Here is a 20,899-nt window from a genome sequence, read left to right as displayed (position 1 = left end):
GGATGCGCTTAGTATTACTTATAGGTTTGCTTGCGACAGCACTTTCCGCCTGTTCGTCCGACACAACCCAATCGGGCAGTGGGAAGCGACTGTTTGGCAAATCGGAGCTCGCTGCGGTGTCACCCAGAACGGCAGCTTTGGTCCAACAGGGAGCACCTGCTTACGTGGCTGTTTTGGAGGCACGCGAAGGTGCGCAAACCGTTTTCCTGCGCCAAACGGTCAATGCAAAGGCAGAAGAAACTTGGATTTCCAATGAAGAACTATCCTTGGGGATGAAGCGCGGAATGGTTCTGGCGACGCGCGGCTTTGGGGGTGATGTTTTGGCGATTGATGCCTCGCAAACTGCCGCGGCGCTTCGAGCAGGCCGGCTGTCAAATGTGAACCGGTTTATGACCTTTCTCGATGGGGACAGCCAAGCACGGACCTTAGCTTTCAAGTGCCAAATCGAGCGTGGCGAAACTTACCCAATTGATTTCGGAACCTTCAAAATCCAAACGGTCTATTTCAGTGAAGCCTGTCGCAATGCGGATATGAGTTTCATCAACAAGTATTGGGTCGACGTCAAAGACCGGCGCATCATCGAATCCAGTCAATGGATGGGCAACACAATTGGCGCACTTGGCCTGCGGATTATTCCGCGTTGAAGCGCGCGTCCGTTTAGACCATTTTGATCACATCTTGCGGAACGGACAGCATATAGCCCTTTCGCGCGATGTTTTTGACCAACAGCTCGCTTATCATTTGATTCCCTAGGGTGTCGCGCAGACGTTTTATCCGCGTGGCGCCCGCCGCCTCGTCACAGTCCGCAGCATCGCGACCTGACACGACGCCTTCGATCTCGGCGCCGCTGAGCACGTCATCATCCATGCGCGCCTCAGCCAGAACACACAGGGTTTCAATCGCCGCCCCAGTGAGCTTGAATTCCATATTGTTCAAGTAGACCGTGTTTTCCGCACGCGAAATCATCAGGGACGAGATTTGAATGCCTTGTTTGTCAATTTCGGACATGCGCCGATTGAGGCCCAAAATGGTGAGCAAAAACACCAAAGACGCGACAAGCAGTGCCGTGGCAAACAACATCAAGACGAAAATCACGACGCGGTAGCTGGTCAGCGTGTCCGAAAACGCGGTGCCCGATTGCGCTAGAATTTCTAAAAGTTTGATCTCGGCGTTGGATGTCAGATTGTCATTTTCGACAAAGATCGTCTCGACCCGCGCATTAAAGGCGTTTGCATCAGGCAGGTTGGCAAACAGCAATCCCGCCGCAATCAGCAAAATGAGGACAATCGCAATGATGCCAATGGACAAAACGCGCCCTGATTTGGTCCCATCAGTAGCGGAGGAAATAGGCTCCAGCACTTTCTTTTTTCCCTTGTAACGCGTCCGCATCGACGAAGCCGACAATGGACAACAACACCCAATCATCCGCGGCAAGACGCGGTTCAAGTACGGCCGTCGCGGTCGCCTTGTCGCACTGACCATCAAGCAGCTCGGCAATACCGTAATGCAGTTTCAGCGGGTTGTCCCGCTTTGCTTTGTATTCAGCATAGCACGCGGCCTGACTTGCCATGGGCAAAAGTGCAAATGCGAGGCTGGCCGCCAAAAACTTGGGAAATTTATATGTGTGTGTCATAGGGCGACCATGCGCAGATCGCGATTGTTATTCAATATCAAAGCCGATTTCGACAGCTGATAGCCAATAACATTGCGCTGATATTGTGTGGCAAAGCCGGTCTGCCCCATTCCTGTTCCATCGACATACTGCCCGTCACACATCGACTGCACGGGTTCCGAAACAGGAAGGACCAACCATGAAGACGCATTCCAAATCGTCCAAACGACGTACAACGAAATTTGCTGCAGGCTTGGTGGCGCTCTCGATCGCAATTTCAGGCGCATCCGCTTTGCCGGCCCGTGCTGGTGACGAAGATGTCGCTAAGATCATTGGCGGTTTGGCCACGCTGTTTATCGTGGGCAAAGCAATTGAGAACTCAAAGTCCAAATCGAAAGCCAAAGCGGAACGCGATGCACAGGTTTCGCGCAGTGGTCACATGTTCCCATCGCGCGGCGTTGGGCGGTTTGGGCGCACCAATGCATTTGAAGTCCCGAACTCCTGTGTGATGTCCGTGCAAGGCAAACACCACCGCATTCAAACCGTCGCTGTCGAATCCTGTGTGATGCGCGAACGCCGCTCTGCCGTGCCGCTTCCACGGGCTTGTGAAACCAAGGTGCGCACAAAGCATGCCCGTTTCGATGCCTACGATGTGGGATGCTTGAACAACTTTGGCTACCGCGTCACGCGGGCTCATGATCGCAATGATCGTGACGACAACAATGGCCGACGCATCTACCGATAATTCCAATTCAAATACGCGCGTTTAAGTCCCCATGGCACGCGTTACCTTGGCGGGTGGTTCATGCGTTCCACCCGTCCTTTTTGTTTATAGCTTTGACGTCGCCCTCGCCGCGCCGCCTGGAAGTCGCGTTTCGCTTGCCCTTTGCGCCGTCATACGCTTTCAAAGAGCCATGACATATATTCCAGATTTTTCGTTCGAAGCTGCCGCCGCAAGACGCGGATATATCCGTGTCGCGGGCGTTGATGAGGTGGGGCGTGGCCCTTTGGCTGGTCCAGTGGTTGCCGCCGCAGTTTGGCTTGATCTTGACAATATCCCCGAGGGGATGAACGATTCCAAAAAGCTGACCGCGAAACGTCGCGAGGCTTTGTATGATCAAATCCTTGCCGTGGCCGATGTCTCTATCGCGTCTTGTTCTGTGGAAGAGATCGACGAGATCAATATCTTGCAGGCCTCATTGCTTGCCATGGAGCGCGCGGTGGCGGGTTTGAAAATGAAAGCCGACTATGTGTTGGTCGATGGCAATAAGATCCCCGCCGCTTTCGGTTTGGATGCTGAAGCCATCGTCAAAGGCGATGCCCGATCTTTGTCGATTTCCGCCGCGTCAATTGTTGCAAAAACGTGGCGCGATCGGCTGATGGTGGATTTAGCGCAACAGTACCCTGGCTATGGCTGGGAAAAAAACGCAGGCTACGGCACCAAATTGCATATGGAAGGCTTGGCGAAATTTGGGGTGACCCCACACCATAGACGTTCGTTCAAACCCATACACAATATGTTGTAGCAAGCGATTTTATAACGCATTGATTCAATAAAGAAATTGACCTCGAATCCTCAATGACTCATCTTAGGCGGTACATAACGACACCAAAAATGGTGCGATTGTATCGCTCGTAAGGGCGTATCTGTGAGGCAGAGCATGACTAAAAATACACGCAAGGAGGCGCCTGCGCTTCCGATCAATACAATTATGTCCGGTGATTGCATCGAGGCAATGAACAGTCTCCCCGAAGAATCAGTTGATCTGATTTTCGCGGATCCCCCCTACAATTTGCAATTGCGCGGCGACTTGCATCGTCCTGACAATTCCAAAGTTGACGCGGTGGACGACGACTGGGATCAATTCGACAGCTTTAAACGCTACGATGATTTCACCCGCGAATGGCTGAAAGCCGCGCGTCGCATTCTCAAACCGAATGGCGCGATCTGGGTGATCGGGTCTTACCACAACGTGTTCCGCCTTGGCGCGGAATTGCAGAACCAAGGCTATTGGTTGCTCAACGATGTGGTGTGGCGCAAGTCAAACCCAATGCCAAATTTCCGTGGCAAACGGTTCACCAACGCGCATGAAACGCTCATCTGGGCGTCCAAAGCCGAAGGCGCGAAATACACGTTCAACTACGACGCGCTCAAAGCGCTCAATGAAGGCGTGCAAATGCGCTCTGATTGGGTTTTGCCGATCTGTAATGGTGGCGAACGCTTGAAAGACGAAGACGGCGAAAAGGCGCACCCAACACAAAAGCCGCAAAGCTTGTTGCACCGCCTTTTGATCGCGACCACCAACCCTGGTGACGTAGTGCTAGACCCGTTCTTTGGCACGGGCACCACAGGTGCTGTCGCCAAAATGCTGGGCCGTGATTACATCGGTATCGAGCGCGAAGAAAAGTACCGCAAGGTTGCTGAAAAGCGTCTGAAATCCATCCGCAAATTTGACACTGACGCCTTGACAGTCACTGCGTCGAAACGTGCTGAACCACGTGTGCCTTTTGGTCAATTGGTCGAGCGCGGTATGCTGCGTCCGGGTGAACAGCTGGTGTCCATGAATGGTCGTCACAAAGCCAAAGTGCGCGCTGATGGCACGCTTGTTGGCAATGACATCAAAGGGTCGATCCACCAAGTGGGGGCGCATCTTGAGGGCGCACCAAGCTGTAATGGTTGGACCTATTGGGCTTTCCAACGCGAGGGCAAAACCGTGCCCATCGACTTGTTGCGTCAGCAAATCCGCGCGGAAATGAACTGATCTCACACCAAGATCAAACTCTCATCAAATGATCCTTTGCCTGTCTCACCATGGGCAAAGGACGCGATACCCGTCGCTCAAATCGTTGGGCGACGTACAGAACAGTTGTGTGAAAACAAATACGAATACCGCCTGATGCCAGAGGTCTGACTTCCTCGGCATCCCCTTGCCCCGCCTTATGGCGGGGCTTTTTTTGTTCGGCTTTAAGGTGCCGCGCTAGAGGCGTGGCAAAGGATTGGTGCCGTGTTTATAGGGCTCCCATTCCGCAAATGTCGCCATGTCAGGGTAGTATTGTTTGCGCCACGCTTTGACGCGCGGGTTCATAATGCGTCGCCAAAGGGGCGGCACCATGGCAGCGAAAGTCATCACCGGATAGCCAAAGGGCAATTGCGGCGCGTCGTCTTCGGAATAGTTTTGCAGCAATGGAAAACGGCGGTCGGGTTTATAGTGGTGATCCGAATGGCGTTGCAGATTGATCAACAACCAATTGGTCGCCATCTGAGCCGCGTTCCAACTGTGATGCGGTTTGACGTGTTCGTATTTCCCATCTCCCAGATGCCTGCGGGTGAGGCCGTAGTGCTCGACGTAATTTGTTAGCTCGAGCTGCCAAATCGCAATAAATGCCTGCCAAATAAACAAGAAAAACCCAGCAGTGCCCCCAATCAAAACAGCCAAGATCAGCGCGCTCAGTTGCAGCGCCCAATAGCGAAAATGCGGGTTACGCGGATGAAAGGCAGACAAGCCGCGCCTTGCGAGCAGGGCCTTTTCGGCCTCCCAAGCGGACACTGGCCCTTCGCGCAGCACGCGACCAAAGAACCGGAAAAACCCTTCGTTATAAAGGGCTGTCACCGCATCGCGCCGCGTGCCGACATGTTTGTGGTGCACAAGCAAATGTTCGGTGCGAAAATGCGAATAGAGGACAGACGCCAACAGTAAATCCCCCAACCAGCGTTCCAGCCGATTGCGTTGATGCAGCAGTTCATGGGAATAAACGATGCCAATGGTGCCCGATGAGACCCCGAGACTAAAGAACAGAACGATCACTTCTGTGGTCGTCAAATGATTGGTGTGTGTGACGAAATAGATCAGCCCGTAAATCATGACAAACTGGATCGGAAACCAGATCATCGTGATCAATCGATATAAAACCAACTGGTCATCGCCTGTGTTGGGATCGGGATTCTCTTTGTTCATCCCCAAAAGGCGATCCAAAATCGAAAACAAATACCACGCGTAAAGTGGCACCAAAAAGGTCAGAAACCCGCCGAATTTAGCGCCGATCAACAACAGTGGCACAACACCTAAAGACAGCCAAAACGGCATCGCGTTTCGTGCGCTGATGGTCGACATATTCATTAGGCTTGGCCCTTCATATTCACCGTCTCTTAATGTTTACAGATCAATCGTCAAAATGAACTTGCGCCACATCAAACACCTTTCGCATGACTGTTGGCAAATCCGAAGGCTGAAATTCATTTGCGCCCAAGGTAACCGCATGTTCGGGCGCATTCGCAACCGCATTTGCGACCATAACGCGCAAGAACAGATGGAAATGCGTGAAGGTGTGTTTGATCTCGCCAACCTCTGCCCAGTCGGCAGCAAAAGGCGGGGCTTCTTGCGCTGTTTCTTCCCAAGGCGATCCGGGCCAACCGAGCATGCCCCCCAGCAATCCTTTGTCGGGGCGGCGCTCCATCACCCAAGCCCCTGACGGCGTTTGCGCCACATAGGCAAAACCTTTGCGTGTGGGCTTGATGGCTTTCGGCACCTTTTTGGGCAGATCAGCCGCCGTGCCATTTTTGCGCGCAAGGCAAGGCGCACTCCAAGGGCAGATATCGCAGTGCGGCGATTTCGGGGTGCAGACAGTTGCGCCCAGATCCATAATCGCCTGCGCGTAATCACCTGCGCGGTTTTTTGGCGTGGTGCGTTCGGCCAATTCGGTCAGTTGCGGTTTTGACAGCGGCAGCGGTTCGTGGACATCATGCAATCGCGACATCACCCGTTCGACATTTCCATCCACAACCGTTTCAGGCAAATCAAAGGCGATAGATGCGACAGCCGAAGCCGTGTAAGGCCCGATGCCTGGCAGTGCCAAAAGCGATTTGCGGTCTGTTGGAAAAACGCCGCCATGATCCGCCACAACGGCACGGGCACATTTGAGCAAATTACGTGCGCGGGCGTAGTATCCAAGACCAGCCCATTCCCCCATAACATGCGTATCGTCCGCTGCGGCAAGGTCCTGAACGGTCGGCCACAAATGTGTAAAGCGTTCAAAATATGTCTTAACAGCTGCCACAGTTGTTTGCTGAAGCATCACTTCAGACATCCAAATTCGGTAGGGATCTGCCGTGATGCCTGCTTTGCGGGATGCGGGACCAACACGCCAAGGCATTTCACGCGCGTTTTCGTCGTACCAAGCCAGCAAACCTGCGGCCAAAGCGCCATGATCCATCTTGTGTTTCACTCCGTCACGTAAACTTTAGGGCGTGTCATTAGGTTTTGTCTGGTAACGCCGCGCCCTCAAGATAGAATAGAGTTTGAGAATGGATAAACCAGATGCGCAAAGCGAAAGTCACAAAGAAAACAACACCGGCCGCGGGAATTAAGCGACGCAAGAAGGGATTCGAAATGACTTCGGGCCTTTTGCAATCGCGGATTCGCCAAGCGACCGAAACACGTGGGTTTTCCGAAATGCGGCTTTTGACCCATTGGGTCGAAATCGTGGGCGAACAAACCGCGTCAATGGCGCGGCCGATCAAAGTGACCTACGCCAAGGGCGGTTTCGGGGCCACTTTGGTGCTGTTAACCACAGGATCATACGCACCGATGTTGCAAGCTGAGTTGCCCAAAATCCAAGATCGGGTGAATTCCGTTTATGGCTATAGTGCGATTAGCCGCATTCACATCACCCAAACTGCGCCAACAGGTTTTGCCGAAGGGCGCGTCCAGTTTGAACATGTGAAAGAAGAACCGCGCCCCCAGCCAAGCCCTGAGGTTCTGGCCGAGGCGCATGAATTGTCCGCGGGGACGCAAGACGAAAACTTGCGAAACGCGCTTGAAAAATTGGCCAGCAGCTTTTTGCACCGCGCCGAAAATACACTGAAAAAGGTAGACCAATGAACAGACGTAACTTTTTGATGACCACTGCTCTGGCCGCATTGGGCGCGGGTGGTGCATATTTGTACACTGCACAACCGCAGATGACTGAATTTGTCATCACCCCTGCAAATGCAACAGACGCAGCTGACATCGACACATCTATGATCAAAGATATGGTCATGGGTGATCCAGATGCGCCTGTCGAATTGATCGAATACGCATCCTACACCTGTCCGCATTGCGCGAGCTTCCATGCCAATGTGTTCAAGCAGTTGAAAGAAAACTACATCGACACTGGCAAAGTAAAATTCGTTTACCGCGAAGTGTACTTTGACAAATACGGCCTTTGGGCTGCGATGGTTGCACGCTGTGGTGGTGAGATGCGCTACTTTGGCATCAACGCCATGTTGTACGAGCAACAAAAAGAATGGATCGCTGGCGGCAAAGACGCGATGGAAATCGTTAAAAACCTGCGCACGATTGGTAAAAAAGCGGGTCTGTCAGACGCCGATTTGGACACCTGCATGAACGACGGCGCGATGGCACAGGCTATGGTTGCCAACTTTGAAGTGCAAATGAAAGAATACGACGTGTCCGGCACGCCAACATTGATCATCAATGGCGAAAAGAACTCGAACATGTCTTACGAAGCTTTGGCGGCCAAACTTGATGCGGCACTTGCTGGCTAAGTTGAATGGATCCCGATTTTTGCCAATGCGGCAGTGATCGGGTCTTCATTTTCGATCGATAGGCGCACCGGCAAGGTGAGCACCTTCATTTGAAAGGCGCGGGGCAATCGCACCGCGTCTTTTTCCGTTGTGACCAGCTGCGCCCCCAAAGTGGCCGCCTCAATTTCAAGGCGTTTCATGAGTGCAAGCGGCAGGGGTTGGTGATCCCGCAATGCTTCTTTGCGGATGAGAACGGCGCCCATGTTTTCCAAAGTTGCAAAGAATTTTTCAGGGTGGCCGATGCCTGCAAAGGCCAGCGCTGGCAGACCTGCCCAGTCCATTCCCGTTTCCAAAGGCGCAAGATGGGCTTTGACATTGGGCAACGAAATATGCGCCCCCCACGTGGTCTGAAAACTGTTTTGTGCCGCCTCGTTTCCAATCGAAATGATCAAATCACCGCGCGCCAATCCGACATTCACCGGTTCGCGCAAGGGGCCGGAGGGCATGACACGGCCGTTGCCAAACCCTCGATGGGCATCAACGATGACAAAGGTGGCATCTTTGACAACCGACGCGTTTTGCATGCCGTCATCAAGTAAAATCACATCTGCACCGTCGGCCTCGGCCGCTTTGACGCCGAGCGCGCGGTCTTTTGAAACCCACGCAGGGGCAAAGGCAGAAATCAACAATGGCTCGTCGCCCACATCGTCTGCGGTGTGCGTTCGCTCGACAACGCGCACGGGGCCGGCCAATTTGCCGCCATAGCCGCGCGACACAACATGAACGGTTTTGCCCATAGATTGCAGTTTTTGCACCAGTGCGATGACGGTCGGGGTTTTGCCCGTGCCGCCCGCATTGATGTTGCCGATGCAGATCACCGGCACCGACGCTTTGTAGCCCTGTTGCGCAACGCGTCTTGCCGTTCCATGTGCATAAAGGCGCGCCAATGGCGTCAGCGCGCGCGCTTGCCAACTTGGGGCATCTGGGGCCGTGGACCAAAACCGTGGAGGCGTCATGCGAGCATCTCTTCCCGTAAATCCAAAATGTCATGCGCAAGACTAGCAACACGATCCGTCATTTCCGCCCCTTCAGAGCAGATTTCCCACGCCGCACTGGCCATGTTGGCGGCGTAATCAGGCGCGGACACTTCGCTGACCGCCTGACCAAGCGTGTCTCCGCAGGTGACCAAACGCGCGGCGTTTGCGGCATCGAACCTTGCGTAACGACTTGAAAAATAACTTACATTTGGCCCATGGATGATGGCTGACCCAAATATCGCCGCAGGATACGGGTCACAGCCGCCACCGTCTGTTATGGATTGCCCCAAAAAGGTCACCGGCGCGAGGCGATACCACAAACCATCCTCTGCGCCAGCGTTTACAATCAACACCTGAACCGCGTCGGACGCGGCCTTATTGTCTGCGCGCAGGGCAGACGTCAGGCCTTGGTTGGTGCAATGTGCCTGAAGCTGTCGCACCGTTTCCGCGCCTTGCGCCGAGACGATCAGCAACAGTCGGTGCGCGCGACGCAATGCGACTTTATGCGCGCGTACGACGTCGCGAATTTCAGCGGGCCCAATGTTGGCGGCAAACCAAACGGGGCGGGTGCCAATGTCTTCGGAAAGCGCTTCAAGCTCGGATTCATCGAACTGAGGCACGGTGGCGCCTTCGCCCAAATACCCCATAACTTCGATGTTTTCCGAATTCAAACCAGCCCGCTGCCACGCGATAGATTGCGTGATATTTGCCGCGAAAACATGCTCGAAAAGGCACATCGTTGCGGTCTTGAGCCCAGGAATTATTTTGTTGAGCGCCAACGAATGAGTGCTTTCAGGCGCATCAATGGACACCGTTGGAATGCCGCGAGACTGAGCTTTCTCGATCAATGCGGGGCGGAATCCGCCGCCAACCCAAATCAAGCAATCAGGATCCCAGTGGGTCAAAAAACGCCGGACAATTGTCAATCTGTCTTCGGGGGCTTGCATGAACAGCAGCCCCTTTGGCACGTCATGTGGCACAAGCGATTGATAGGTGGTTGTGATGATGCCCCGCAGGTCGGGGCGGTCTTCGCGCAAACGGCGAAACAGTTCAAAACAAGGCGCAATCGCGTGTTCGGACCCAGCATTGAACCAAATTAGATTGCCCAATGGGCGCGGTGGCGCATTTTGGGCAAGCCGCTGGTTTAGGGCCTCATCCGTGATGGTGCCCGCCCGCTGCAGCTTGGTTAACATCTGTCTGACAGGAGCTTCCGGTCGCGATGAAAATGCTGCGTATGCGATGAGTGAGAGTGCTCTGGCCATGCGGCCTACACCTTAATGTCCAAGTTCTTCCGTAGAAGATGTGCCTGCTTCCTCATCGCGCAGGCGGTGCAGGTGCGCGATGAAATAACGCATGTGGGCGTTGTCTACGGTGCGTTGTGCTTCGGCTTTCCAAGCGGAATGCGCCGAGGCGTAATCTGGGAAAATGCCAACCACGTGAATGTCGTCGACGTTTCGGAAAGTTGTTGTCGATGGGTCGACCAATTCGCCGCCAAAGACCAAATGCAAGCGTTGTGTCATTGTTCTCTCCGTATGAGGTTCAATCGCAACTTAGCCATATGCGGTGCGCGGTCAAGCGACGCTGGGCGGGTGCTTAATAATTAGGCGATCCATGTATATTGCGGAAAAAACAGGCGCTCACTGTTGTTCTTTCGGATCCGCTAGGCGCAACATTGAGCATGTCTAAGGCAAACCCTTCCACGGCGAAACTCATCGTCTTTACCGATCTTGATGGTACGCTGCTCGATCATGACAGCTACAGTTGGGATGCCGCGCGTCCTGCGCTTGAGCGCATGTTGTCCCTGTCTGTGCCGCTTGTGTTGGCGAGTTCCAAGACGGCATTTGAGCTTGCTGATCTGCGTCGAGCGCTTGGGTTTGAGCATTGCCCCGCCATTGTTGAAAATGGTGCGGGGCTTTTGCCAGCGTTTGAAGAGCCGGATCAAGATGCCAAGCAACACGCGCAGATTTTGCAAGCTCTGGCAGAGCTACCCGCTGAATTGCGCGCGCAGTATAGGGGCTTTTCGGACTGGTCCGTCGCGCAATGCGCCGCGCAAACGGGCTTGCCCCTTGAGCAGGCAGAACAGGCACGCAATCGCCAATTTTCCGAACCTGGCCTGTGGGCGGGAACCGCCGATCAGCGTCAGTTGTTTGAGGATCTGTTGGGGAAAAAGGGCATCACCGCACGTCAGGGCGGGCGCTATTTGACCCTGTCCTTTGGTGCGACCAAAGCCGATTGGATGGCACATATTGTCGGCGCATTCGACCCGAAACCAGCGACAATGGCGCTTGGCGATGCACCGAATGACGTTGAAATGATCTGCACTGCGGATCACGGCGTCATCATACGAAATACACATGGGGCTGGCATACCAACGCTTGAAGCCGAAGCGGCGGGCGCAATTGTCAGAACCGAACTGGCTGGTCCAGCTGGTTGGAACATTGAGGTGCAAGAGTGCCTCACAAAATACTACGCAGAAGAGGAATAAAATATGGCCGATTTTCACCAAGGTGGGCATGTCGCCACAATGCACAATCTTCGGGTCAGTGCACCAAATGACTTGGTCCGCGAATTGGAAGCCTTTTCGTCGACGCGAAAGATCACGCTTATTCTGCCGTCGCTGTTCTCTGAACTGGAAGGCGAAGCGCTGCCAGCGATCATTGATGAATTGAACAAGGTGAACTTTATCCACCGCATCGTCATTGGTCTCGATCGCGCCACAGAGGAACAATACCGTCACGCGCTCAAGTTCTTTTCGAAGCTCAAAGCCGATCATGTTGTGCTGTGGAACGACGGCCCGCGATTGAGGGCGGTCGATTCCAAGCTGCAAGAATTGAACCTGTCACCCAGCGAACCCGGCAAAGGCCGCAATGTTTGGTTCTGTATGGGCTACACAATCGCGCAGGCCGACAGTGCTGTGGTTGCTGTGCATGATTGCGATGTGCTGACGTATAGCGCCGATATGTTGGCGCGGTTGGTTTACCCTGTGACCAATCCGCGGTTTCCGTACCAAATGTCCAAAGGCTTTTACCCCCGCGTTGCCGACGGCAAATTGAACGGTCGCGTGTCGCGGCTTTTGGTGGCTCCGATTTTGAGCGCCATGGCCAAAGTGCTTGGTCCGCGCGAGTATTTGGACTTTATTTCGGATTTCCGCTATCCGCTTGCGGGCGAATTCGCCATGCGCACGTCGATCTTGCCGGACATGCGCATTCCATCGGATTGGGGCTTGGAAATTGGTCTGTTGTCAGAGGCTTGGCGCAATCTATCGCCGCGTTCTGTGTGTCAGGTCGAAGTGTCGGATCGCTACGATCACAAACACCAAGATCTGTCTGAAGAAGACGCCAGCGCTGGCCTATCGCGCATGTCTGTCGACATTTGCAAGGCGCTGTATCGTAAGCTTGCTGCCGACGGCACGGTGTTCTCCGAAGAGATTTTCCGCTCGATCAAAGCGACATATTTCCGCGATGCGTTGGATTTGATCGAGACTTATTTCAACGATGCGCAGATGAATGGCCTGCATGTTGATCGCCATGTTGAAGAAAAAACCGTTGAGCTGTTTGCCTCAAATATCATGCGCGCAGGACAGGTGTTTTTGGACAATCCGATGGAGACGCCGTTTATCCCCAACTGGTCGCGCATTCATGCGGCCGACCCAGATATCACGACCTCAATGCTGCAAGCGGTTGAATTGGACATGCAGGAATATTCCTAAAATGTCCTAGCTGCGCGTGGCAAGGCGGGCTGCGATACTGTTTGCCAAAACCGGATTGGCGGCCATAAAGCCGTCAAAAGCGGGAACGTCTTGATTGAAAACGGGGGCGTTTCCGTTGCGATCTGTAACTTTTGCGCCGGCTTCGCGGGCGATCAATGTGCCTGCCGCCACGTCCCATTCCCACGTGTTGCGCAGCGATAGCATGGCGTCGTGGCGCCCTTGGGCCACCAAAGACATGCGGTAGGCCAAGGACGGACGGAACCGGCATGCAAACGCCGGACAGCCGTCGTTCCAAAGTTCAGGCTTTAGATTGTGTCGATGGGTCAACAGGCGCGCGCCATCAATGTTTTCGGTCTCGCTTGCACGCAGCGGCACGCCGTTCAGCGTGGCGCCTTTGCCCTTTTCGGCCACGAACAGACGTTTGCGCATCGGCAAATAGACAACAGCCGCAACCACTTCGCCCTGTTCGGCCACCGCCAAAGAATGCGCCCAATTGTGATCGCCCTCAATAAAGCTGCGGGTGCCATCAATGGGGTCGACGATGAACACGCGATCCTTTGACAGGCGCGCATCGGTGTCGGCGGTTTCTTCGGACAGCCAGCCATATGCGGGACGTGCGGCCAAAAGTTTGGTGTGCAACATCTTGTCGACTGCAAGGTCGGCTTCAGTCACGGGGCCAGCGCCATCGCCTTTGTCCCATGTTTCAGGGTGTTTGCGCCAAAACGGTCGCGCGATATTACCTGCCGCATGTGCCGCTTCAACCAAAAGGGCAAGATCATCATGCGCCGGCAATGGTCATGCTTTCTACCAAAATGGACGGGACAACGCGGCTCAAATGCGTGCGTGCGTCATTGGCAGGGACGATGCTTTTCAGCATGTCGTGCAGGTTGCCAGCGATTGTACATTCGTTGACAGGATAAGTGATTTCGCCGTTTTCCACCCAAAAGCCAGAGGCCCCACGCGAGTAATCGCCCGTGGTTCCATTGATCGACGACCCGATGAGCGAGGTCACCAAAAGGCCCGTGCCCATGTCCTTGATCAAGGCGTCACGCGTTTGCTCGCCCTGTGTCAGGGACACGTTCGTGGGGGCAGGTGAGGGCGGAGCACTGACGCCACGCGATGCATTGGCAGTGCTGGTCTGTCCCAATTGGCGCGCGGTGGCCAAGTCCAAAGTCCAGCCCATCAATATGCCGTTTTGCACGATTGCGCGCTCACGCGTTGGCAGCCCTTCCGCATCAAACAGGCGCGACCCAGAGGTGCGTTTGCGATGGGGCAGTTCCGTGACGCTTAGATTGCTGGGCAAAACCTGTTCGCCCAGACCATCGCGCAACCAGCTTGATCCCCGTGCAATCGCGCCGCCGTTGACGGCCGCCAAAAGATGGCCAAGCAGCGTGGAGGAAATGCGCTCATCAAACAGAACCGGAAACGTCCCTGTTTTGGGTTTGCGCGCACCGACGCGGGCAATCGTGTTTTGCGCCGCGCGCAGGCCGATGTCTTCGGGCGTCATCATGTCGGCCTGAAAAATGCGGCTGTCGCCGAAATAATCACGCTCCATCTCAGAGCCAGTGCCTGCAATCGCAACACAGCTGAGCCCACGATCTGACCGCTCATATCCGCCTTCAAATCCGTTTGAGGCCGCAAGATGCACCTGCCGACGTCCGTATCCAGCCGAGGCAGATTGCACTTGCGAAATCCCGTCAAGCGCAAGGGCTGCTGCCTCTGCGCGACGGGCGTCTTCTTCCAATTCTTCAGCGGCAGGTTCGTCTTGCGGATCGAACATTTCCAAACTCGATGCATCGCGATCTGTCGCAAGATCGGCCGCATCGGCAAGACCCACATAAGGATCGTCCGGCGAAAACTGCGCCATGGCAACCGCACGTTCTGCAATGGTCTGAATGGTCTCATCGCGCACATCAGAAGCGGACACACAGGCCTGCTTTTTGCCCACAATAACCCGCAACCCAATATCGACGCCCTCAGAACGCTCTGCGTGCTCAAGGGCGCCTGCGCGCACATCAATCGACACCGATGTGCCCGTAACAGCTATGGCGTCGGCAGCATCTGCGCCGTTCTTTTTTGCGGCCGCCAATAGGGCAGCGGTCAGCTTTGACAGATCTTTTTGCATGACGTCCTCGGTTTGACTTTATTTCAATTAGTCTGATGGCGCGCCATCCGCAAGTTCATCAAAATGGCAAAGGCTGCCCATTCACACTTAATGCACCGTCCTTGTTCAGTTCGATGTCTGCTGAGTATGAATCCGGCGTGTCACCGGGCTTGGCCCACATGCCAAGCATCATCTTGGCGGTCATGGACATTTGCGGTGGAATAAGCCCAGTTTGCGCCAAGGTATCCATCAAGGTTGTGCCGCCATTCAGGGCAAGTGATGCGTTGGCACTTTCAAACGGGAAGCCCTCGAACATGTCCTTCCCTTTGGCAATAACGGCGGAACCGGTGCCAGTAAATGTTGCGCCAGCAAGCGAAATGTAGAGTTCGTTCAGCGCCATATCGAGCGGCATGAACGGCATTTTATCGGCGTCCACCATGTCGATAAAGGCTTGCGGGTTCAACAAATCAGCCTGCGCCATAAGACTGCCACTGAGATCAAGACGAATGGTGGCAGGATCGCGCGGCATCTGACCTTGCGGGTCAAGCATCATCCAAGCCATATCGGGCAAGCGCAGTTCTTCGAGTGCCATTTTAAACGCAAAGGGTTTTGGGGTGTCGCTTTTCAAAAGTGGAAGGGTCACACCTAAGCGCGCTTCGCCAATGCCAAAGTCGACTTGGGGCATTGGAAGACCTGCTCCGCTCACGGTCACTTCCGTTTCATGCGCAGTCGCGAGATAGCTCACGACGCCGCGCGACATTTTTGCGCCGACCGCTGATTTGCGTGTCGAGCCAGCGAATGTCATCGCGCGCCCCGCGTCCGACGTGTTCATCTCAAACGCGGTCCGACCAAGGCTATACCCCGCCGTGCCGTCCATTGATTTGAGGTATCCAAGCGGCTCATCCATTGCTGCGGCGCTGGTGGTAAATTTTCCCACAAAGTTGAGCGGCGCAATCGTATAGGTCATATCGATGGCAATGTCGTCGGTGCTGCTGTCACTGTCGACCGCCACGGCATCTGCGGCAATATCTGCGGTTGTTATAAGCGTATCACCGTCGGTTTCTTGCGACATGGTCCCCTGAACACCCAACACCGTCACGATTTGTTCGGGCACCAAAACGACACCGTCGCGGATCTGCTTTTGCGTCACATAGGTCATGGTGCCGGGCAAAATTTCATACGTGATGTTGCCAACAGTTCCTGAGGCAATCGTCGTGTTGTCAAAGGTCGCCGCGCTGCGGACTTGCACCGGTGGCACGCCAGAAGACGGGTCGCCCTTGATCGATGTCGTATAGGTGGTCGGATCCGGCAGTGTCACTTCGACGGTGCCATCGCTTTGCCCCTCAAAAACAATTCTCGGGGTGGTGCCGCTAAAGGTCATAAAATCGCCACCAAGATAGGGCATCGAAATAGTCACATCATGGGCGGTCAGTGTATCGCCTGTTTGCTCGACGCGCCCACTCAGCGTTTGCCCCATGCTTTGGCTCAAGGTCTGCCAGCTGTTCCACACCTCTTGTGGAGAAACATCAGCAAAGCTGGCGGATGCGGGCAACATAACCGCAGAGACAATTAAAAAGGGCGCGCGAAAATTCATGGTCACTCCAGTCAAAATTTATACACAAGGATTCACGCAAACACTGTAGGGGTCAAGGCTGGATGCCGAGTCGAATGCGTATTAGAGTTGGCAAAACTATGGGGCGTATATGACCAATTTGACAGGAAAAACGGCATTTATCACAGGGGCAAGTCGTGGCATTGGCGCTGAGACGGCCCGTGCATTTGCCCGCGCGGGTGCCAAAGTTGCGCTAGTGGCACGCAGCGGTGGTGACATTGAGGCTCTTGCGGCCGACATCGGCCCAAATGCCTGCGCGATTGCTTGCGATGTCTCTGATCACAGTGCCTTGAAAGGCGCCGTTGAAACCGCGCAGGCCACGTTGGGGCCGATCGATATTTTGGTGAACAACGCGGGCGTTATCGACCCGATTGGCAGTATGACTGGCGCAGATGTCGACACATGGGCCCGCGCCATTGATATCAATCTCAAGGCCGTGTTTTACGCGATGCAACTGGTGGTTCCCGAAATGATTGCGCGTGGTGGCGGCACAGTTTTGACGGTCTCGTCAGGCGCAGCCCACAGACCTGTTGAGGGATGGAGCGCCTATTGCGCGTCAAAAGCAGGCGCTGCCATGCTGACCCGCTCTCTTGATCTCGAAGAACGATCCCGCGGCATCCGCGCCATCGGCCTGTCACCTGGAACCGTAGCCACGCAAATGCAGCGCGACATCAAAGCCTCGGGGATCAATGCGGTCAGCCAACTTGAGTGGAGCGACCATATTCCCGCTGATTGGCCTGCTCAGGCGTTGCTCTGGATGTGTGGCCCGCAAGCTGACATGTACCTTGGCGAAGAGTTGCAGCTGCGCGATGAAGCCCTGCGCCGCAAAATTGGATTGATTGAATGATAGATGTGACTCGCGACGGCGATCTGTGGTGCATCACCTTGAATCGCCCCGACAAAGCCAACGCGCTGACCGCACAGATGCTCGAGGCGTTGATCAACACCGTCGGTGAGGCGCACGGCGTCGCCAAAGCGCTGATCATCACAGGCGCAGGCCCGATTTTTTCCGCTGGTGCCGATTTGGATGAAGCGCGGGCTGGCTTGGCGGTGTCCCCGCTTTGGGAAACGCTTTCAAACGCCATCGCAGCGCTGCCCTGTCTGACGGTATGCGCGCTCAACGGCACATTGGCGGGCGGTGCTTTTGGCATGGCGCTGGCCTGTGACATCCGTTTGAGCGTGCCGAGTGCCAAGTTCTTCTATCCGGTGATGCGCTTGGGGTTTTTACCCCAGCCGCCTGATCCGACGCGTCTTGCGCAATTGATTGGGCCAGCGCGTGCCAAGATGATTTTGATGGCAGGTGAAAAAGTGCTCGCGCCAGAGGCGCTGTCTTGGGGTCTTGTGGATCGAATCCTTGACCCTGCCGATCTGATTCCTGCCGCGCGCGCTTTGAGTGCGCAGGCTTTGGAGGCAGAGGCCTCTCACATCGCGGGTATTAAAAGCATGATCACATCATGAGCGTCTCTGCGCGAATCGAAACCGTCGAAGCACTTGTCATTGGCGCTGGGCCTGCAGGGCTTATGGCCGCGCAAGAGCTTGGGCGTGCAGGTGTTCAAGTGGTCATCGTTGATGCTATGCCATCGCCCGCGCGCAAGTTTCTTATGGCGGGTAAATCTGGCCTGAACGTGACCAAAAACGAAGGTATGGACGCCTTCCAAAGCCACTTTTCGCCGCTGCCCGACGCCCTAAAATCGGCGCTGTCTGATTTTGGCCCCAAGGATGTCATCGCCTGGGCGGAAGACTTGGGCCAAGAGGTGTTTACTGGCTCAACGGGGCGCGTCTTTCCCACAGTCATGAAAGCATCGCCCCTGTTGCGCGCATGGTTGGCGCGGCTGGATAACTACGGTGCAGACTTGCGGCGCAAGTGGCGTCTTACGGGCATGGATGACACGGGCGCAGCCGTTTTTCAGACCCCCGAAGGCCTCCGAAAAATACACGCCAAAGCAACGATTTTGGCGCTGGGCGGGGCGAGTTGGGCCAGATTAGGGTCGAATGGCGCCTGGGCAGACCTGATGCCAGATGCCACCATTGCCCCCTTCGCACCGGCAAATTCCGCTCTTTCCGTGACTTGGAGCACCCATATGACGCGCCACTTTGGCGGGGCCGTCAAAGGCGTGGAATTGCGATGCGGGGCGTATAAATCGCGCGGTGAATTCATCATTTCAAACCGCGGGCTGGAAGGTGGCGGCATCTATTCGGTCTCTCGCGGTGTGCGCGAAGGGCATGAGGTGGTGGTTGATCTCTTGCCAGATATGCCAGCGGCAAAAGTGAAAGCGGCGCTTGAACGGCGCAAACCCAAAGAGAGTTTGGTGAACTTCCTGCGCAAATCATTGCGCCTGTCACCCGAAAAAATCGCAATGGTGATGGAATTTGCGCGGCCTCTTCCAGATGATTTGACGCCTGTTTTGAAAGGGTTGACCGTGTCAGGCGCGCAGTTGCGTCCGATGGATGAAGCCATTTCAACGGCGGGTGGTTTGCGGTTTGAAGGCCTGACAGACAACCTTGAAATCAAGACCCTGCCAAATGTCTTTGCCTGCGGTGAAATGCTGGATTGGGAAGCGCCAACAGGTGGCTATTTGATCAACGCCTGTCTGGCGACGGGGCGGCGTGCAGGACTTGTGGCTATCGACGCTGTGACAGCATCGAAAGACGAATAAGGGCACGTTCCATAACGGCCATTTTCGGCGCGCGCGACGACGATCGAAGCGTCAGATCAGTATCGGTTAAAACCTCAAGCGCCACTTCCAATTTGTGCATGCCCCACTTTTGCGCCTGTTTGGTCATGCGATCACGACGCGGCCCGAAAATAGGCGGACGCGCCCGCGCGATGCCAGATGCCGCTCCACCAGGGTCAGACGCCGCCGCATGCAGCGCGCGAAAATGGCGCATGGTAAAAATGGACAGCGCGACAGGGTCGATGCCTTGCCCCGCGATCTTTTGCATGATCGGGCCAAGCTCGACAGTGCGCCCTTCGGCCACGATATTCAGCACATCGTCCACTTCGGCCTCAGAGGTGGCTGGGGCGCAATTGATGATGTCTTCAGAGGTCACGGCTGTGGCGTCGCCAATTTTATACAGCGCGAGCTTTTCCAAGGTCTGGCGAAAATCACCGGGATCTAAACTGCGCGACAAGGCTTCGATATCGGTCATGGCGTCGGGGGCAATGGTGCCAAGCCCAGACTTTTTCAGCGTTGCCTCAATTTCACCGCGTGACGGCGGGTCGGCGTAGATTGCCGCCGCCAATCCGTTGGGGTGCATCTCGAAAAACTTACGCAGTTTCGATGTGGCTTTCAGGCTGCCGGCCGTCACCACGACTTGCGCGTCACCGATCTGCCAATCCGACATGGCGTCGATGATCACCGCGCCAAGCTGTTCTGTCGCATCCTCAACAAAGGCGACACGCGGTCCGGGGAAAAACCCTTGGGCCTTGATCGCGTCGGACAACATGGCTTTGTCTTTGCGCAGCTCAGACGCAGGGATGCGCGTGAGGCGCATTTCTTCTTCGCCTTGCGGGCCAACCAGCGATGCGATCAATTCTTGGCGTTTCAGCGCGATGCGCATGGAATCGGGGCCAAACAGCAAAACCCCCGCCTTTTTGGGGTCGGGCTTCGCGAAATATCCAACGGCTTCGCGGGGGGACAGCTTCATCTTGGCACAGCGACTTTGGCGTGGATTTGAGCTGCCATTTGATCGGCCAAAATTTCCATCAAACGATCATAGGCATCGCGGGTCGCCGTGACAGAGGACACAGTGGATCCAGTGGCGGAATAGGCGGTGAAACTGTTCACCTCGCCTGAGGCAACCGTTTGACCGTCCGCGATATTAACCAATGAATACTTAGCCTTACCTGTCACATGGTAGCGTGTGATTTCTTGCTCTGGCGTGATGCCGACCGCGGCTTCATCGGTGTCGACGTTGAACGTCAGGGCATAAGTCGGGGTCGCTGGGCGCGCGAAAATGTCTTCAAGCTTGTTGGCCAAAACATAGGCTTCGCGGTTGCCCGACGTGTCTACGCGGATTGCGCCGCGCAGGGCCGATCCACTGCCGTTTGGGCCGTAAGTCGGTTGAAAACCGCAGCCCGCGAGGGCCACGGCGGAGAGTAAAAAGGTTCTGCGATCAAACAACAACATTGACGATACGACCTGGCACCACGATGAGCTTTTTCGGCTGCCCGCCATCGAGCGCCTTCACCACAACGTCAGCCTTTAGAACAAGTTTTTCAACCTCTTCTTTCGGCATGTCTTTTGGCACGGTGATTTCATCGCGGCGTTTGCCGTTGATTTGGATCGGCATGGTCAC

At 55.1% G+C, this 20,899-nt stretch carries 24 protein-coding genes; 11 read left to right on the top strand and 13 right to left on the bottom strand.

The window, feature by feature from the left end; all coding sequences use genetic code 11:
* Positions 1-2 precede the first annotated feature (2 nt).
* Positions 3-644, top strand: coding sequence for a YjbF family lipoprotein (locus tag ABF287_RS06895; RefSeq protein ID WP_347184277.1), 642 nt, complete (start codon positions 3-5; stop codon positions 642-644).
* Positions 645-657: 13 nt separating this feature from the next.
* On the opposite strand, the gene ABF287_RS06890 is transcribed toward ABF287_RS06895, so the two are convergent.
* Both ABF287_RS06890 and ABF287_RS06885 read right to left on the bottom strand, forming a co-directional pair.
* The gene (locus ABF287_RS06890; RefSeq protein ID WP_347184276.1) at positions 658-1,359 is read right to left on the bottom strand and encodes a hypothetical protein; all 702 of its coding nucleotides are present in this window, start codon (positions 1,357-1,359) and stop codon (positions 658-660) included.
* On the bottom strand, positions 1,331-1,633 hold the full coding sequence (locus ABF287_RS06885) for a hypothetical protein (protein WP_347184275.1): 303 nt from the start codon (positions 1,631-1,633) through the stop codon (positions 1,331-1,333). The genes ABF287_RS06890 and ABF287_RS06885 overlap by 29 nt, the downstream gene beginning before the upstream one ends.
* A gap of 178 nt (positions 1,634-1,811) precedes the next feature.
* Here ABF287_RS06885 and ABF287_RS06880 point away from each other — a divergent pair, with 178 nt between their 5' ends.
* The 3 genes from ABF287_RS06880 to ABF287_RS06870 all read left to right on the top strand — a co-directional run bounded on the left by ABF287_RS06880 (position 1,812) and on the right by ABF287_RS06870 (position 4,374).
* A complete protein-coding gene (locus tag ABF287_RS06880; RefSeq protein WP_347184274.1) occupies positions 1,812-2,357 on the top strand; it encodes a hypothetical protein in 546 nt (181 codons plus the stop codon).
* 169 nt (positions 2,358-2,526) lie between these two features.
* On the top strand, positions 2,527-3,138 hold the full coding sequence (locus ABF287_RS06875) for a ribonuclease HII (protein ID WP_347184273.1): 612 nt from the start codon (positions 2,527-2,529) through the stop codon (positions 3,136-3,138).
* A gap of 135 nt (positions 3,139-3,273) precedes the next feature.
* Positions 3,274-4,374, top strand: coding sequence for a site-specific DNA-methyltransferase (locus ABF287_RS06870; protein ID WP_347184272.1), 1,101 nt, complete (start codon positions 3,274-3,276; stop codon positions 4,372-4,374).
* 216 nt (positions 4,375-4,590) lie between these two features.
* On the opposite strand, the gene ABF287_RS06865 is transcribed toward ABF287_RS06870, so the two are convergent.
* Both ABF287_RS06865 and mutY read right to left on the bottom strand, forming a co-directional pair.
* Positions 4,591-5,730 (bottom strand): alkane 1-monooxygenase, encoded by a 1,140-nt coding sequence (locus tag ABF287_RS06865; RefSeq protein ID WP_347184271.1) that lies wholly within the window; start codon positions 5,728-5,730, stop codon positions 4,591-4,593.
* 43 nt (positions 5,731-5,773) lie between these two features.
* The gene (gene mutY, locus ABF287_RS06860) at positions 5,774-6,823 is read right to left on the bottom strand and encodes an A/G-specific adenine glycosylase (protein ID WP_347184270.1); all 1,050 of its coding nucleotides are present in this window, start codon (positions 6,821-6,823) and stop codon (positions 5,774-5,776) included.
* Positions 6,824-6,999: 176 nt separating this feature from the next.
* Between mutY and ABF287_RS06855 the strand changes: the two genes are divergently transcribed.
* The gene (locus ABF287_RS06855; protein ID WP_347184269.1) at positions 7,000-7,491 is read left to right on the top strand and encodes a DciA family protein; all 492 of its coding nucleotides are present in this window, start codon (positions 7,000-7,002) and stop codon (positions 7,489-7,491) included.
* Complete coding sequence (locus ABF287_RS06850; protein WP_347184268.1) at positions 7,488-8,159, top strand: DsbA family protein; 672 nt, start codon at positions 7,488-7,490, stop codon at positions 8,157-8,159. The genes ABF287_RS06855 and ABF287_RS06850 overlap by 4 nt, the downstream gene beginning before the upstream one ends.
* Here ABF287_RS06850 and lpxK read toward each other — a convergent pair.
* From lpxK to ABF287_RS06835, 3 genes are read right to left on the bottom strand one after another with little or no spacing between them, the layout of a single operon-like run.
* Positions 8,156-9,154, bottom strand: coding sequence for a tetraacyldisaccharide 4'-kinase (gene lpxK, locus ABF287_RS06845; protein ID WP_347184267.1), 999 nt, complete (start codon positions 9,152-9,154; stop codon positions 8,156-8,158). The two genes, ABF287_RS06850 and lpxK, sit on opposite strands and share 4 nt — an antisense overlap.
* Positions 9,151-10,437: a glycosyltransferase N-terminal domain-containing protein gene (locus ABF287_RS06840; RefSeq protein WP_347184266.1), complete on the bottom strand. Its 1,287-nt coding sequence runs from the start codon at positions 10,435-10,437 to the stop codon at positions 9,151-9,153. The genes lpxK and ABF287_RS06840 overlap by 4 nt, the downstream gene beginning before the upstream one ends.
* Positions 10,438-10,449: 12 nt before the next feature.
* Positions 10,450-10,695, bottom strand: a complete 246-nt coding sequence (locus ABF287_RS06835; protein WP_347184265.1) for a DUF4170 domain-containing protein — start codon at positions 10,693-10,695, stop codon at positions 10,450-10,452.
* Between the two features lie 158 nt (positions 10,696-10,853).
* Here ABF287_RS06835 and ABF287_RS06830 point away from each other — a divergent pair, with 158 nt between their 5' ends.
* On the top strand, positions 10,854-11,660 hold the full coding sequence (locus ABF287_RS06830; protein WP_347184264.1) for an HAD-IIB family hydrolase: 807 nt from the start codon (positions 10,854-10,856) through the stop codon (positions 11,658-11,660).
* 3 nt (positions 11,661-11,663) lie between these two features.
* Positions 11,664-12,884 (top strand): glycosyl transferase, encoded by a 1,221-nt coding sequence (locus ABF287_RS06825; protein ID WP_347184263.1) that lies wholly within the window; start codon positions 11,664-11,666, stop codon positions 12,882-12,884.
* A 6-nt stretch (positions 12,885-12,890) separates the two neighbouring features.
* Here the strand turns inward: ABF287_RS06825 and ABF287_RS06820 are convergent, their stop codons facing one another.
* From ABF287_RS06820 to ABF287_RS06810, 3 genes are read right to left on the bottom strand one after another with little or no spacing between them, the layout of a single operon-like run.
* Positions 12,891-13,676 (bottom strand): 3'(2'),5'-bisphosphate nucleotidase CysQ, encoded by a 786-nt coding sequence (locus ABF287_RS06820; RefSeq protein ID WP_347184262.1) that lies wholly within the window; start codon positions 13,674-13,676, stop codon positions 12,891-12,893.
* A complete protein-coding gene (locus ABF287_RS06815; RefSeq protein ID WP_347184261.1) occupies positions 13,663-15,009 on the bottom strand; it encodes a TldD/PmbA family protein in 1,347 nt (448 codons plus the stop codon). The genes ABF287_RS06820 and ABF287_RS06815 overlap by 14 nt, the downstream gene beginning before the upstream one ends.
* 58 nt (positions 15,010-15,067) lie before the next feature.
* A complete protein-coding gene (locus ABF287_RS06810; RefSeq protein WP_347184260.1) occupies positions 15,068-16,582 on the bottom strand; it encodes a hypothetical protein in 1,515 nt (504 codons plus the stop codon).
* 109 nt (positions 16,583-16,691) lie between these two features.
* On the opposite strand from ABF287_RS06810, the gene ABF287_RS06805 reads away from it, so the two are divergent.
* From ABF287_RS06805 to ABF287_RS06795, 3 genes are read left to right on the top strand one after another with little or no spacing between them, the layout of a single operon-like run.
* A complete protein-coding gene (locus ABF287_RS06805; RefSeq protein WP_347184259.1) occupies positions 16,692-17,447 on the top strand; it encodes an SDR family oxidoreductase in 756 nt (251 codons plus the stop codon).
* A complete protein-coding gene (locus ABF287_RS06800) occupies positions 17,444-18,058 on the top strand; it encodes an enoyl-CoA hydratase/isomerase family protein (protein ID WP_347184258.1) in 615 nt (204 codons plus the stop codon). Before ABF287_RS06805 ends, ABF287_RS06800 begins: the two co-directional genes overlap by 4 nt.
* Positions 18,055-19,257 carry a TIGR03862 family flavoprotein gene (locus ABF287_RS06795; protein ID WP_347184257.1) on the top strand — a complete coding sequence of 401 codons (1,203 nt, stop codon included), beginning with the start codon at positions 18,055-18,057 and terminating at the stop codon, positions 19,255-19,257. Before ABF287_RS06800 ends, ABF287_RS06795 begins: the two co-directional genes overlap by 4 nt.
* Here the strand turns inward: ABF287_RS06795 and holA are convergent.
* The 3 genes from holA to ABF287_RS06780 form a co-directional block, all read right to left on the bottom strand.
* Complete coding sequence (gene holA / locus ABF287_RS06790; protein ID WP_347184256.1) at positions 19,223-20,248, bottom strand: DNA polymerase III subunit delta; 1,026 nt, start codon at positions 20,246-20,248, stop codon at positions 19,223-19,225. The genes ABF287_RS06795 and holA overlap by 35 nt on opposite strands.
* Complete coding sequence (gene lptE, locus ABF287_RS06785; RefSeq protein ID WP_347184255.1) at positions 20,245-20,730, bottom strand: LPS assembly lipoprotein LptE; 486 nt, start codon at positions 20,728-20,730, stop codon at positions 20,245-20,247. Before lptE ends, holA begins: the two co-directional genes overlap by 4 nt.
* Positions 20,717-20,899, bottom strand: a 183-nt coding sequence (locus tag ABF287_RS06780; RefSeq protein WP_347184254.1) for a hypothetical protein, incomplete at its 5' end; no start/stop codon positions are given. The genes lptE and ABF287_RS06780, both read right to left, overlap by 14 nt.

The organism is Pacificibacter sp. (assembly GCF_039769035.1).
Classification (GTDB): domain Bacteria; phylum Pseudomonadota; class Alphaproteobacteria; order Rhodobacterales; family Rhodobacteraceae; genus Celeribacter.
Note: the sequence above shows the minus strand (reverse complement) of the source record. Positions and strands in the feature narration are given on the sequence as shown.

Bases quoted from the DNA above. Each gene is read 5' to 3' on its own strand.
- lptE (WP_347184255.1), bottom strand. From the start codon at position 20,730: ATGTTGTTGTTTGATCGCAGAACCTTTTTACTCTCCGCCGTGGCCCTC.
- ABF287_RS06880 (WP_347184274.1), top strand. From the start codon at position 1,812: ATGAAGACGCATTCCAAATCGTCCAAACGACGTACAACGAAATTTGCT.
- ABF287_RS06885 (WP_347184275.1), bottom strand. From the start codon at position 1,633: ATGACACACACATATAAATTTCCCAAGTTTTTGGCGGCCAGCCTCGCA.
- mutY (WP_347184270.1), bottom strand. From the start codon at position 6,823: ATGGATCATGGCGCTTTGGCCGCAGGTTTGCTGGCTTGGTACGACGAA.
- ABF287_RS06870 (WP_347184272.1), top strand. From the start codon at position 3,274: ATGACTAAAAATACACGCAAGGAGGCGCCTGCGCTTCCGATCAATACA.
- ABF287_RS06835 (WP_347184265.1), bottom strand. From the start codon at position 10,695: ATGACACAACGCTTGCATTTGGTCTTTGGCGGCGAATTGGTCGACCCA.
- ABF287_RS06795 (WP_347184257.1), top strand. From the start codon at position 18,055: ATGAGCGTCTCTGCGCGAATCGAAACCGTCGAAGCACTTGTCATTGGC.
- ABF287_RS06810 (WP_347184260.1), bottom strand. From the start codon at position 16,582: ATGAATTTTCGCGCGCCCTTTTTAATTGTCTCTGCGGTTATGTTGCCC.
- ABF287_RS06800 (WP_347184258.1), top strand. From the start codon at position 17,444: ATGATAGATGTGACTCGCGACGGCGATCTGTGGTGCATCACCTTGAAT.
- ABF287_RS06865 (WP_347184271.1), bottom strand. From the start codon at position 5,730: ATGAATATGTCGACCATCAGCGCACGAAACGCGATGCCGTTTTGGCTG.
- lpxK (WP_347184267.1), bottom strand. From the start codon at position 9,154: ATGACGCCTCCACGGTTTTGGTCCACGGCCCCAGATGCCCCAAGTTGG.
- ABF287_RS06850 (WP_347184268.1), top strand. From the start codon at position 7,488: ATGAACAGACGTAACTTTTTGATGACCACTGCTCTGGCCGCATTGGGC.
- ABF287_RS06840 (WP_347184266.1), bottom strand. From the start codon at position 10,437: ATGGCCAGAGCACTCTCACTCATCGCATACGCAGCATTTTCATCGCGA.
- ABF287_RS06875 (WP_347184273.1), top strand. From the start codon at position 2,527: ATGACATATATTCCAGATTTTTCGTTCGAAGCTGCCGCCGCAAGACGC.
- ABF287_RS06855 (WP_347184269.1), top strand. From the start codon at position 7,000: ATGACTTCGGGCCTTTTGCAATCGCGGATTCGCCAAGCGACCGAAACA.
- ABF287_RS06825 (WP_347184263.1), top strand. From the start codon at position 11,664: ATGGCCGATTTTCACCAAGGTGGGCATGTCGCCACAATGCACAATCTT.
- ABF287_RS06895 (WP_347184277.1), top strand. From the start codon at position 3: ATGCGCTTAGTATTACTTATAGGTTTGCTTGCGACAGCACTTTCCGCC.
- holA (WP_347184256.1), bottom strand. From the start codon at position 20,248: ATGAAGCTGTCCCCCCGCGAAGCCGTTGGATATTTCGCGAAGCCCGAC.
- ABF287_RS06805 (WP_347184259.1), top strand. From the start codon at position 16,692: ATGACCAATTTGACAGGAAAAACGGCATTTATCACAGGGGCAAGTCGT.
- ABF287_RS06830 (WP_347184264.1), top strand. From the start codon at position 10,854: ATGTCTAAGGCAAACCCTTCCACGGCGAAACTCATCGTCTTTACCGAT.
- ABF287_RS06815 (WP_347184261.1), bottom strand. From the start codon at position 15,009: ATGCAAAAAGATCTGTCAAAGCTGACCGCTGCCCTATTGGCGGCCGCA.